Origin of the sequence: Paraburkholderia edwinii, from assembly GCF_019428685.1 — a bacterium.
GTDB lineage: Bacteria > Pseudomonadota > Gammaproteobacteria > Burkholderiales > Burkholderiaceae > Paraburkholderia > Paraburkholderia edwinii.
In genome coordinates, this window is sequence record NZ_CP080096.1 from 1757670 (window position 1) to 1770478 (window position 12809).

11 protein-coding genes are annotated in these 12809 nt (G+C 61.9%); 5 read left to right on the forward strand and 6 right to left on the reverse strand.

What is annotated here, in order from left to right:
* The first annotated feature begins 51 nt into the window (after positions 1-51).
* Complete coding sequence (locus KZJ38_RS29660; protein ID WP_219800649.1) at positions 52-1722, forward strand: acyl-CoA synthetase; 1671 nt, start codon at positions 52-54, stop codon at positions 1720-1722.
* On the opposite strand, the gene KZJ38_RS29665 is transcribed toward KZJ38_RS29660, so the two are convergent.
* The gene (locus tag KZJ38_RS29665; protein WP_219800650.1) at positions 1697-2335 is read right to left on the reverse strand and encodes a LysE family translocator; all 639 of its coding nucleotides are present in this window, start codon (positions 2333-2335) and stop codon (positions 1697-1699) included. The two genes, KZJ38_RS29660 and KZJ38_RS29665, sit on opposite strands and share 26 nt — an antisense overlap.
* Positions 2336-2873: 538 nt before the next feature.
* Between KZJ38_RS29665 and KZJ38_RS29670 the strand changes: the two genes are divergently transcribed.
* Together KZJ38_RS29670 and KZJ38_RS29675 are read left to right on the forward strand one after the other, a co-directional pair.
* Complete coding sequence (locus KZJ38_RS29670; RefSeq protein WP_075160201.1) at positions 2874-3128, forward strand: H-NS family nucleoid-associated regulatory protein; 255 nt, start codon at positions 2874-2876, stop codon at positions 3126-3128.
* A 303-nt stretch (positions 3129-3431) separates the two neighbouring features.
* Complete coding sequence (locus KZJ38_RS29675) at positions 3432-6461, forward strand: FAD-binding and (Fe-S)-binding domain-containing protein (RefSeq protein WP_219803705.1); 3030 nt, start codon at positions 3432-3434, stop codon at positions 6459-6461.
* A 21-nt stretch (positions 6462-6482) separates the two neighbouring features.
* On the opposite strand, the gene KZJ38_RS29680 is transcribed toward KZJ38_RS29675, so the two are convergent.
* A complete protein-coding gene (locus tag KZJ38_RS29680) occupies positions 6483-7115 on the reverse strand; it encodes a helix-turn-helix domain-containing protein (RefSeq protein ID WP_219800651.1) in 633 nt (210 codons plus the stop codon).
* A gap of 473 nt (positions 7116-7588) precedes the next feature.
* On the reverse strand, positions 7589-8338 hold the full coding sequence (locus KZJ38_RS29685) for a winged helix-turn-helix transcriptional regulator (RefSeq protein WP_219800652.1): 750 nt from the start codon (positions 8336-8338) through the stop codon (positions 7589-7591).
* 418 nt (positions 8339-8756) lie between these two features.
* Between KZJ38_RS29685 and KZJ38_RS29690 the strand changes: the two genes are divergently transcribed.
* On the forward strand, positions 8757-10205 hold the full coding sequence (locus KZJ38_RS29690) for a helix-turn-helix transcriptional regulator (protein ID WP_219800653.1): 1449 nt from the start codon (positions 8757-8759) through the stop codon (positions 10203-10205).
* Here the strand turns inward: KZJ38_RS29690 and KZJ38_RS29695 are convergent.
* Positions 10202-10390, reverse strand: a complete 189-nt coding sequence (locus KZJ38_RS29695; RefSeq protein ID WP_219800654.1) for a hypothetical protein — start codon at positions 10388-10390, stop codon at positions 10202-10204. The genes KZJ38_RS29690 and KZJ38_RS29695 overlap by 4 nt on opposite strands.
* A gap of 18 nt (positions 10391-10408) precedes the next feature.
* Between KZJ38_RS29695 and KZJ38_RS29700 the strand changes: the two genes are divergently transcribed.
* Positions 10409-11050, forward strand: a complete 642-nt coding sequence (locus KZJ38_RS29700; protein ID WP_219800655.1) for a peroxiredoxin — start codon at positions 10409-10411, stop codon at positions 11048-11050.
* 144 nt (positions 11051-11194) lie between these two features.
* Here the strand turns inward: KZJ38_RS29700 and KZJ38_RS29705 are convergent, their stop codons facing one another.
* Together KZJ38_RS29705 and KZJ38_RS29710 are read right to left on the reverse strand one after the other, a co-directional pair.
* Complete coding sequence (locus KZJ38_RS29705) at positions 11195-12136, reverse strand: anti-sigma factor (protein WP_219800656.1); 942 nt, start codon at positions 12134-12136, stop codon at positions 11195-11197.
* Positions 12133-12681: an RNA polymerase sigma factor gene (locus tag KZJ38_RS29710; protein ID WP_134195500.1), complete on the reverse strand. Its 549-nt coding sequence runs from the start codon at positions 12679-12681 to the stop codon at positions 12133-12135. Before KZJ38_RS29710 ends, KZJ38_RS29705 begins: the two co-directional genes overlap by 4 nt.
* Between the last annotated feature and the right edge of the window lie 128 nt (positions 12682-12809).

Consider the following 12809-nt stretch of genomic DNA (forward strand, 5'->3'; position numbering starts at 1 on the left):
AGGGGCTCGATTGTGGCGGCGTGACAGTGCGGGCGTTCGAGGAGAGACGCGATGACGCACATGTTCGACGAAGGTCTCGGCCGCCGCGACGCGAACTACGTGCCGCTCACGCCGATCGATTTCATCTCGCGCGCAGCGGAGATTTACAGCGATTATCCGGCGATCGTATATGGCGAGGTTCGGCGCAACTGGCGCGAAACCTACGAACGCACATGCCGCCTTGCGAGCGCACTCGGGCTGGCCGGCATCGGTCGTGGCGACACGGTGGCCGTGCTGCTGCCGAATATTCCCGAGATGATCGAAGCGCACTTCGGCGTGCCGATGGCGGGCGCCGTGCTCAATACGATCAACACGCGGCTCGACATCGCATCGGTCCTTTTCATGCTGCGCCATGGCGAGGCGAAGCTGCTGATCGTCGACAGCGAATTCGCCGAACTCGCGCAGCGCGTGGCGCTCGAATTGCCGGCGCTGCGCATCATCTGCGTCAGCGATGCGTTGCCCGCCGATGCGCGCGCATTTTCCAGAGCCACCGATTACGAAGCATTCCTGCTCAACGGCGATCCGCGGTTCGCGTGGATGCCGCCCCCCGACGAATGGGACGCGATCGCGCTGAACTACACATCAGGCACGACAGGCGAACCGAAGGGCGTCGTTTATCACCATCGCGGTGCATATCTGAACGCGCTCAGCAATATTCTCGAATGGGACATGCCGAAGCACGCAGTGTATCTGTGGACGCTGCCGCTTTTCCACTGCAACGGCTGGTGTTTTCCGTGGACCATCGCGGCGCGCGCGGGCGTCAACGTCTGTTTGCGCAAGTTCGACGCGAAGACGGTGTTCGACCTGATTCGCCGCGAGCGCGTGACCCACTATTGCGGTGCGCCGATTGTGCAGAGCGCGCTCGCGAACGCGCCCACCGAATGGCGCGAAGGAATCACACATCAGGTCTCGACGATGGTCGCCGGTGCGCCGCCATCGCCCGCGGTCATCGCGCGAATGAAGGAGATCGGCTTCGACCTCACGCACGTCTACGGCTTGACCGAAGTGTATGGGCCCGCCTCGGTCTGCGCGAAACAGCAGAGCTGGAATGCGCTATGCGACGACGACCGCGCGCGCATGAATGCGCGCCAGGGCGTGCGATATCATCTGCAAGCCGCCGCAGCCGTGCTCGATCCGCAGACGCTCGAGCCGGTGCCGCGCGACGGCGAGACGCACGGCGAAGTCATGTTTCGCGGCAATATCTGCATGAAGGGCTATTTGAAAAACGAGCACGCGACGGCCGAGGCATTCCGCGGCGGCTGGTTTCACACTGGCGATATCGGCGTGCTGATGTCGGACGGCTACTTCCACATTACCGATCGCAGCAAGGACATCATCATTTCGGGCGGCGAGAATATTTCGAGCATCGAAGTGGAAGACGCGTTGTACCAGCATCCAGCGGTGTCGGTGGCCGCGGTGGTCGCGATGCCGGATGCGAAGTGGGGCGAAGTGCCGTGTGCGTTTGTCGAGCTCAAACCCGGTGCGCGCGTCACAGCCGACGAAATGATCGCCCATTGCCGCACGCTGCTTGCCGGCTACAAGGTGCCTAAAGCCGTGTTTTTTGGCGAGCTGCCGAAAACCTCCACCGGCAAGATCCAGAAGTTCGAACTGCGTGCGCGCGTGAAATCGGCACACGCAATCGATACGTTGAGCCCTGTCACAGTCCCGCGCGGTGCGCGGTAAAAATCAGCCGCAGGCCGAGTGCCGCAATCGCAGTCGCGGCAAGGCGATCGATGCCTTTCTTCGCTTTAGCGTAAAGCTCACGCGCATGCCGGCTCGAGAAAAACACCGCGACGATCGTGTACCAGCCGGCTTCGATCGCAAACACAGCGGGCGGCAGGACCGCATAACACCATGCCGGCGGATGCTGCGGCAGCAGTGCGGCGAAAATACTGCCATAGAAAATCGCAGTCTTCGGGTTACTCAATTGCGTCGACAGACCGACCCAGAATGAGCGGCGTGCATCACTGCGCACATCGGTCTCTACGCCATCGAACGTGAGTGGCGCGGCCGCGCCGCGCCAAACCTTCGACGCGATATAAATCAGATAGAGTCCGCCCGCGATCTTTAAGCTCACATAGAGCCATTCGACTGCGGCCAATACCGTATAAAGACCCAGAAGCGCAATGCCGCTAAAGAACACGCCGCCAATGCCCATGCCTAGCGCAGTGGCGAGGCCGTCGCGTCGCGACAGACCGATGGCGTTACGTGCAACGACGAGAAAGCTGGGGCCGGGACTCATTGCACCGATCAGCAGTGCGCCGAGAATCGCGGCAATGGCGGCTTGAGCGGTCATAAAAGGTCTCCTTGTGAGATTGTTTTACGGAGTCGCGATGAAGGCGCGACGGCTCGGCGAGAGAGGCTGGCACGATAGCATGTCCGTAACGTGCAGCCTCGTTACGCCGGGCAAAAGAATAAATTTTGCTCGGGACAATAAAGAGTTTATAACGGCCGAAAAACCGGTGCGCTGCCCGCAAACGTCGAGCCGGTGCGGTTCTCGCCGTTGCACTGCACGATTGCGCCATACCTGGCGCTGCGTAAAATGAGTGTAGAATCGCTAGCAAATCAGAGAAGCGACCCGCGACGCACTGGGTTCCATCAGCGAACGCTCGCCACGGCCATGCCGCATATGATTCACGCACACCACTCATCTGACGCGTACGGCAAATCGCGGGCAGGCATTCGCCTTCAATCAAGCTTGTTGGGTATGGCAGGTATTCCTGTATCGTCAGGGCCGCTTGCCGTGTCCGTCAGGTTCGTATAAAGGCTTCGCTGAAATGGCGAGGCCTTTGTGTTTATAACGCGCGCAATTCGAGCCGCGATATCGATACTTTATGAAAGAACGAGAGGAACATCGATTGTTCGACGCCGACGGTGAGGCGCGCGACCGGCTGATTGTCTGGATCAGACGCCGTATGGAAGAGTACGGTATTTCAATCGAAGCATTGGCCGCGGCGCTGACCGAAGATGCGGCGACGCCGAAATACCGCGACGCGTATGGCAACACGTGGGACGGCAAGGGCGAACGCCCGGACTGGCTCACGCGCGCAATCAACGCGGGGCAGGATATCGAGCACTTCCGCTGCTAAATGCGGGAAGACGGCGCGCGGACGAAAAAAAGCCCGCTTATGCGGGCCTGAAAAAACTGCTAGGAGTTTCGTTGCGAGATGTCTCGCAGGCGGGACTTTACCGCTGCAATATGAAAGCTGCGTGACTCTTCCGCTACTTGCAATGGTGCGGTTCAGACCCTGCATGTGGGGCGGGGTCAGGCGCAGGTGAATTTTACGGTGCGCACGGGGGTGGTGCGCCGATCGCGGACCTCGGGCCCAGGCGAACGCGTCAAGCGCCGGGATTGCCGGCGTGCCCGCATTAGCGAGGACAGTGTGAATTCAATCGAACACCAGGCGATCGACGAAACTCCCCGCGCAGCCCGCGCGCAACCCGTAGCACCGTTTAACGGCAGTGCGGCCGTGCTGCAACGGCTCGAAGCCGATTTGCGGCAGCATGTGCGCGGCGAAGTGCGCTTCGATCAGAGTTCGAAAGCGCTTTACGCCGCCGACGCCTCGAATTACCGGCAAGTGCCGATCGCGGTCGTCGTGCCGCGCGATATCGACGATCTGATCGCGACGATCGCCGCCTGCGCGCGCAACGATGTGCCGGTTCTGCCGCGCGGCGGCGGCACCTCGCAAAGCGGGCAGTGCGTAAACGTTGCGGTGGTTGCGGATGCAAGCAAATTCATGAATGGCATCGTGTCGGTCGATCCGGTCGCCCGCACGGCGATCGTCGAACCGGGCGTGGTCTGCGATTCATTGCGCGACGCCGCCGAGCAACATGGCCTGACGTTCGCGCCGGACCCGGCCACGCACAGCCGCTGCACGCTCGGCGGCATGATCGGCAACAATTCGTGCGGCGCGCATTCGGTGATGGCCGGTAAAACGGTCGAAAACATCGAAGCACTCGAAGTGCTGACCTACGATGGCGCGCGCTTCTGGGTCGGCCCGACTTCCGAAGACGAACTGGCGCGCATTATCGCGGCAGGCGGACGTCAAGGCGAAATCTATGCGGCGCTCAAGGCGCTGCGCGACCGGTACGCCGACCAGATCCGCGCAAAATTCCCGCAGATCAAGCGCCGTGTCTCGGGCTTCAACCTCGATCAACTGCTGCCCGAAAACGGCTTTAACGTCGCACGCGCGCTGGTCGGTACCGAAGGCACCTGTGCAGTCACACTGCAAGCGAAGGTGCGCCTCGTGCATAGCCCGGCGCAGCGCGTGATGCTGGTCGTCGGCTTCGACAATATCTATGTCGCGGCCGACGCCGTGCCGCATTTCATGCGCTTCAAGCCGATCGCGATCGAAGGCCTCGATCGCGTGATGATTCGCGGCTTGCAGGCGCGCGGCCTGAAAGCCGAAGAAATTTCACTGCTGCCGCCGGGCGACGCGTGGGTCGTGCTCGAATTCGGCGCCGATACGCAAGAAGCGGCAGTGCAGGCCGCGCAGGAAGCGGCGCGTTATTTCGAAGCAGGCCAGGCCGGCCCCAATGTGTCGACGAAACTCGTCGAGCCGCGCGCGCTGCAAAACAAGGTGTGGTCGATTCGCGAGACGGGCGCATCGGCGGTCGCGTTGACGATCGAGCCCGGCAGTCCCGATCCGGTAGTCGGCTGGGAAGATGCGGCCGTCGACCCGATGCGGCTCGGCGATTATCTGCGCGCCTTCCAGGCGCTGGTCGACCGTTACGGTTACCAGACGTCGCTATACGGGCATTTCGGCGACGGCTGTGTGCATGCACGCATCACGTTCGACTTGCGCACGCCGGAGAGCATCGGCCACTGGCGCAAGTTTTTGCGCGAAGCCGCGCACCTGGTCGTCGAGTTCGGCGGTTCGCTGTCGGGCGAGCACGGCGATGGCCAGGCGAAGGCGGAGTTTCTGCCGGTGATGTACGGCGACGAACTGATGCGGGCGATGGAGCAGTTCAAGGCGATCTGGGATCCTAAGCACCGGATGAACCCGGGCAAAGTCGTGCATCCTTACCGCGCCGATGAAAATCTGCGCATGGGGCCCACGTACAAGCCCGTCACGATGCAGACGAAGCTCACGTTCGCGAGCCGCGAAGGCGACGGTTTCCGGCGGGCGGTCGAGCGCTGCATCGGCATGGGCAAGTGCCGCTCGCTCGAAGGCGGCACGATGTGCCCGAGCTATCGCGCGACGCGCGAGGAAGCGTATTCGACGCGCGGCCGCGCGCATCTGTTCTGGGAGATGCTGCAAGGCGAAACCATCAAGGGCGGCTGGCAAAGCGAAGAAATCAAGGACGCGCTCGATACCTGCCTCGCGTGCAAAGGCTGCAAATCCGACTGTCCGACGCATACCGATATGGCGTCGTACAAGGCCGAGTTCTTCTCGCATTACTACGAGACGCATCGCCGACCGCGGCAAGCCCTGTTTATGGGCCGCATCAGCGAGTGGGCGCCGCTTGCCGCGCGCTTCGCGCCGCTCGCGAACCTGATGACGTCGGCGCCCGTGATCGGACCGATCGGCAAATGGGTTGCGGGTGTGGCGCAGGCGCGCAAGCTGCCCACATTCGCGCGTCGCACTTATCGGCAGATCGCCGCGCAACGGAATGCGACTTCGAATGCGGCGGGCAGGGCGGGCGACGCGCAGAGCGCGCGCGATGCATCGGCAAAGAGGGTCATTCTGTGGGTCGATACCTTTAACGATCACTTCACGCCGGAGATTGCATCGGCTGCGGCCGATGTGCTGACGCGTCTCGGTTTCGAGGTCGTCTTGCCGAAAAAGCGCCTGTGCTGCGGCCGGCCGTTATACGACTTCGGCCTGCTTGAGCGCGCGCGTGAGCTGCTCGTCAACGTGCTCGACGACCTCGCCGACGATATCGCGGCCGGCGTGCCGCTCGTTGGACTCGAGCCTGGCTGCCTGTCGGTCTTCAAGGACGAATTGCTCAAACAGTTGCCCGAGAACGACGCGGCACGACGCCTCTCCGCGCAAACTTTCCTGTTTTCCGATTTCGTCGCGAGTCAGCCGTTCGAGTGGCCGAAACTCGATGCGCAAGTCATCGTGCATGGCCATTGCCATCAGAAGTCGCTGTTCGGCATGCAAGGGGACACCGCGCTGCTCGAACGCCTCGGCGTGCAATGGAAGTTGCTCGACACCGGCTGCTGCGGCATGGCGGGCTCGTTCGGTTTTAACGAAGCACACTACGCCATGTCGGAAAAGATCGGCGAAGACAAACTGTTCCCCGCGGTACGCGCGGCTTCGCAACAGACGATCGTGCTGACTAACGGCTTCAGTTGCCGCGAGCAGATCGAACACGGAACGGGCCGGCACGCGCTGCATATCGCGCAACTTGCGCAGCGGGCGCTCGCCGAAGGTGCACCGCAGGTTCATCGGGCGGCCGCGACGACCGCAGCCTGAGAAACGGAAAACGCCGGACCGCTACTTCCTCTTCGCCGGTTCGGCGTCCGGCGGCTGCGCGAGCTCGGCGCCGGTCGCCATCCACAGCACTTCAGCGTCTTGTTCGCTCGTCGAAACGGCCGCGTGACCGGTACGGCTATCGAAATAGATGCTGTCGCCGGCATTCAGATGCGTCGGTGCGTACAGTTCGGAATAGAGGCACACGCTGCCGCTGATCACATAAAGAAACTCTTCGCCTTCGTGGCGGCCCCAGTCGTCGAACGCGTCGAGCGTATGCGCTGAAATGCGGATGCGAAACGGCAACATCGCCTTGTGTGCGAGGTCCGTCGCGAGCAATTCCATCTGATAGCCGCGATACGCGTGACGCTGCCCCTCGTCCTTGCGCGTGAGCGCGCGGCGGCCGCCCGCGGCGGGTTTCTGCGCCGCGCCGAACAGGTCGGTCAGATCGATTTCGAGGCCGAGCACGATTTTCTGCAGCACGTCGAAGGTCGGCGACATCAGGCCGTTTTCCACTTTCGATAGCGTGGAGCGCGACACGCCGCATAGGCGGCTCGCGTTTTCCAGCGTCAGATCGAGCGCGACCCGCGCGGCGCGCACGCGCCGTCCGAGGTCGGATGTCGCGGACTCGGCGGGTTTGGCGGAAGCGGTATCCATGGCGTGGCGTGACTGGGAGGCGGTTGGCTGCGGCGCGCGGTACTCACCCCGCTGTGCAAGCACAGTACCGCGGGCGTGAGTGTTTTAATCGTTGTTTCCGATCATAACATTCCGATCGCAAGCGGCCGCTCATGTACCCGACTTATTGAGGACAGGCCTTTAAGGAAAAGCCTTACCGCCAGATACATTGCGTTTCCCATCGGAAAACCATAGCCGCGCGGCAATCGCCCACGCATCGTTCACACAACTGTCATACATCTCGCGCGCTGCGATTGCCGTCTTGCCGCCCTATCAACAGGCGGCAAGCCTGACTATTCCGCCAAACAACATTAATTCATCGCGAAGGTTCGCGTCGTCGCGCGCTCCTTCGCTACTTGACTGGGGTACATGCGCCCAATGGGCTAAAAATGCACCTATGCCAGTTTGGTGCCGGAACCTGGCGGGACACGCCACCAAACTTGCATTGTGTGCAATCAGAACGGATGGGCGACGACGGCTTCGCCGATTCTCGCAGACGCGACCGTGGCGGGCCGCGTTCTGACGAGGTCGAACACGTAGCCGATCGAATAGACGGTTTTAAGCTGGAGATTGCTGTGCTCACCGAGCGACAGTTTGCTGCGGAGCTTGTAGATATGCTGCTCGATCGAACGGCTCGCGATGATCGCCTCCTTGCCCCAGACCGCGCGCGCAATCTGTTCGCGCGTGAGCAGGGTGCCGGCGTTCGCAAACAGCAGCCACGCGAGCGTCAGTTCGCGTGCGGTCAGCTTGATGTGCTGGCCGTTGATGCTGATGGCGCTCGTCGAGCGGTCGATCGTGTATTCGCCAAGCGAAATGCGGCTGTCCGAATTCGTGCCGCCGCCGTTCTTCGCGATCGTGCGGCGCGCGCGCGCCAGCACTTCCTTCGCGCTTGGCGTGCCGACCGCGATCTCGTCGACGCCGGCGTCGAGCGCCTCGATGATGCTGTCCGTGTCCCACGACTGGCCAATCATCATCACCGGCAAATCGCGGCGGAAGTGACAGGCGCGCCACGACAGTACGCCGCGGCCGGCCGCGACGCTACGGCCCGAGTCGAACAGCACGAGCGCCGCGTCGTGGCGCTCGAGAAAACGGATCAACGGAAGCTCGCTCGTAAAGCGGATGCAGCGGTAATTGCCGTCCTCTTCGAATGCCTTGTCGATCTCGCGAAACAGATGGTCGTTTTGTGTGTAAAAGGCAATCTGCATGATTTCTCCGTAACGATCGCCGCGCTTCGCAATGAAGCGCAATCCACCCCGTCGGGTCAGGTCCTTGGTCGTTGGCTACGAACGGTCGTCGCGTCGTGCTCTGTCCAACACAACACGCAATAGAGGGGGCGTATTCCCACTTCGCATCCGAAAGCTGCACATCAGATCGTGCGAAGTCCGGGTTGGCGTGCAAAACCGAAAGCCATTCGGCGAATGTACAGAAAATGAAAGAAAGTACCGTGAAGCGAACTTGCGAGGGGCGTCAATCCTCAACAATGCTCAAGTTCATTTAACGTGCGGGATTATTGAGAATCCTGGCCGACGATTTGGCTACATTGGGTTCCGTTGCGGTGTTCGGGTTTGCCCCGAGCACTCGGACGTTTGACACGTCCGTATAGAATCGCCAACGGAGCCCGCCATGCTTGCCACTTTCTACTTCCCGTACGTCTCGATGTTGACGTCGACATCGATCCCTCCCGCATTGACCGAGCTCATTTCCGAGGGCCGGATACAGGCCGCCGCCGCCCAGGCGTCGCGCCACGTCGATACCTGCGATCCCGATCTGCTACCCGGCCTGCTGCAGTTGCACGGCGACCTGCAGATGGCGGTCGGCATGGATGTCGATGCCGAGGAGTCGTATCGGGAAGCACAAAAGCTGATGCGCACGTCGAAAGAGCAGGTGCGCTTCGCGTCGTGCCGCAACGCCGGCTGGCAGGCGCTGTTCCGCTGCCGCTACGGCACCGCGATGTCGTGCTTCATGCGCCTCGTCGACCAGCCGGGCAGCGACCTGGCGCTGCGTCTGGAAGGCTACTTCGGCATGTTCGGCGTGCTGTTCGGCCTTGGCCGCCTGCGGGATGCCGACGGCGTGCTCGATGCGCTCGACGATCTGATCGACGACTCGAGCACGACGCTCAAGAACGCCCGAGGCTGGCGCGAATTGCTGACCGCCGTGCGTTTCGACGTCGCGACGCAAAGCGAGCTGCGCTCGCATCCGGAGCTGAGCGACCACGTTTACTGGCAGTCGGGCCTTGCCGGCGAAGGCGCACCGCGCATCGCGCCGATGCAGGGCACGACGCCGCGCGTGAGCACGTACACGGTGCAAACTCCGCTGCTGCGCGCACGGACCGACTATCTGAAGCAGCTGATGCAGCTCGCGAACGGCCAGCGCGACGTCGGCCATGTGCTCGGCGCGCATGCGGACTGGGCTGGCAAGCAGGGCATCGCGAGCTACCAGGGCGCGGTGCGCATCGAGATCGTCCTCGCAAGTCTCGCCGGCGGCGCGCCGGCGCTGGCCGAATCGATTCTCACGCTGCTCAATGCGGAAGTGCGGATGCCGCAAAGCCACCGGCAGCTCGAGTATCTGTACTGCTTCGCGAAGCTGCGTCATCAGCAGGAGCGCAACGCGGAATCGCTGCGCGTCTACACGCGCTACGCGCTGACGGCGATGCGCTGTATCCGCGATGAGGCGGGAGCGCTCGCGCGCTATGCGCAGCGCACCGTGCGTGTGCCGGAGCAACTCGACGATATCGGCGCACGGTTGCCCGCGCGTTATCGCCGCGCGTACCGCTATCTCGTCGATAACCTCGATCGCAAGGATCTGTCGATTCGCGAGATCGCCGGTGAAATCGGCGTGACCGAGCGTGCATTGCAAAGCGCATTCAAGAGCAGCCTTGGTTCGACGCCGAGCGAAATCGTACGCCGCCTGCGTATGGAGCGCATCCGCGCCGAGCTGCAGACGTCCGAAGGCGCGCACGAAAACGGCATCCTGGCGACGGCGAACAAGTGGGGCGTCAGCAACCGCTCGACGCTTGTGAACAGCTATCGCCGCGAGTTCAACGAAGCGCCGTCCGATACGCTGAATCGCTAAAGAGCGGCGCTTCGCCGCTCGGCGATCGCTTTAAACGGTGTTCCCATTGGTGATGACGTGAATGCGTCATCACCTTTTTTTTCGCGCCCGCGCGATTCAATCTGCTGCTCAAAGTTGAGCGCGTTCTGCTGCTTGAGTGGAAAACCGCTCGCGGTATCGTAACCGGGATACCTTTTCGCGGACATTCACACTGGAGGATGCAGATGAGCACGCTTTACCTCGGCGACACCGTGCCCGACTTCGAGCAGGACACGTCGATCGGCAGGATCCGTTTCTTCGACTGGGCAGGTGACTCGTGGGTCGTGCTGTTTTCGCACCCGGCCGACTTCACGCCCGTATGCACGACCGAATTAGGCCTTACAGGCAAACTTCAGCCGGAATTCGACAAGCGCAACGTCAAGGCGATCGCGATTTCGGTCGACGACGCCGCGTCGCATCGCGCGTGGATCGGCGATATCGAAGACACGCAAAAGACCGTGGTTGGTTTTCCGATCATCGCGGACAAGGACAGGACTGTCGCGACGCTGTTCGACATGATCCATCCGAATCAGTCGGGCATGGCGACGGTGCGGGCCGTGTTTATCATCGACCCGCAACGCAAGCTGCGCCTCACGCTCACGTATCCGATGAGTATCGGCCGCAACTTCGACGAGATCTTGCGCGTGATCGACGCGCTGCAGCTCAGCGACGCGCACGGCGTTGCCACGCCGGGCAACTGGCAAGCCGGCGACGACGTGATCATTCCACTGTCGATTCAGGACGAAGAGACGATCCGGCAGCGCTTTCCGAAGGGATATCGGGCCGAGCGCCCGTACCTGCGCTATACGCCGCAACCGGACAAGTAATTGAATTGCTTCGCGTGTCCGGTTTCATCAATCAGTTCGATTAACGAAACGAATGGCGTAACGCTATAAAGCCGCTTAGCCGAAAGCGATAAGGCTCAAGCGGCTAAGCGGTTCTGGTTTGGGCGGTTTGGGAGGAGGGCGCAATTAACCGAGCGTGCCATGCGCCGCCGAAGCGGAACTGGCCTTGCCGAACAGCTGATCGACGCCTTGTCCGGAGATCTGCTTGCCGATCGCCATCAGATCGAGGCCCCGGTTTTCTCCGCCGACGAGCGCGTAATGCAGCTCATCCTGGCGCCACGTGACGACATTCATATCGGACACCGTGGCCTGAGCGACTGCCGCGTCCGGCCGCATATCTTTCATCACACATAGCGCGACCGGCGGACCATCGGGCGGCAAATACTCGATCTGCACAAGCGGTTTGCCCTGAAAGCGCAGACGCGTAACACGCTTGAACGTGAGCCCCGCGGAGCTGAGGTCCGGCACGCGCAACGACAGTTTGTCGTCTTGACGGATCTGCGCGACCGTTTGTGCCGACGTTTCGGTATCGACCGGGCCGAACGCGACGGTTTCACGCGAATAAAGCTTCTGATAGTCGACCACTGCGCGAATCCACGGCGAAGGGCCGTTCGATGCGGTGGTGAAGGCGCCTTGTGCAGGGTTGAGACCCGGGGCGAGACGCAACACCGCGCCGAGACAGAACGCGCCTGCGACGAACGCCACCGCCAGCCATGCAGGCGCGATGCGCATTCGTGAGCGCACCGGCGTGGAGGGCGGCATGGTCGCGCCGTGTTCGATATGCGCGTCGTTCGCGCTGCGGTCGGAGGACGCGGTTGCAGAAGCGCTAGCCGTCGGCGCCGCATGGGCGCGCGCAAGCGCTTCGATTTTTTTCGTTAAGCTTTCAGGAACGGGAGGTAACTTCTGGTCGGCGAATGCGTCGTTGTAAGGCAGACGCGACGCTGAAAAGAGCGCGACGCGCTCCGCTGCTTCGGGCGAGGCCGCGATCTCCTTTTCGATTTCCTGGCGCTCGATAGGCGATAGATCACCGTCGACATACGCCATGAGTAGCATGTCGTCCAGTTTCATGAGACTTCGCCCTTGCTCTTAACCGTATTCTTCATTTTCTGGCCTTCTCGCACGCCGAAATGCGCACCTATGGCCTGGCGTGCCCGCGACAAACGGCTCATGACCGTTCCGACTGGCACCTCGAGGACTTCTGCAGCCTCGCTATAGCTCAGGCCTTCCACCGCAACTAAAAGCATAACGACGCGTTGTGCTTCCGGCAAGCGTGAGACAGCATCGATAATCTGTCCGTTCATCACATGATCTTCAGGCGAACGTGCGGCCGGATCGGCAACGGTTTCGAGCAGCGCGTCGTCCCATTGCATGCTGGAACGGCTGCGCACGCTGCGTGCCCGTAACTCGTTGATCCAGGTCGAATGCACAATCGAAAACATCCAGCTAAGCGGCGCGGTGCCGGGTCTTAACTGGTGAGCACGCTCGAGAGCGCGCACGCACGCGCGCTGTACAAGATCCTCCGCATCGTGCTGGTCACCGGTGATGCGCAGCGCGAACGCCCACAGGCGCGGCAGCATGCCCGGCAGGAGGCTGGGTAAGTCTGCGTCGGTCATCGACGGAGTTCCTCGTTTGTCCCTTGTAGTAATCGAATCGCGCCGTCCAAGTCGACGCTTGCTGCTGCCGTGGGCGGGAGCGCACGGTAACACACGAGTTTAACTTCTCGTAATAAAGTCTGCTGAGC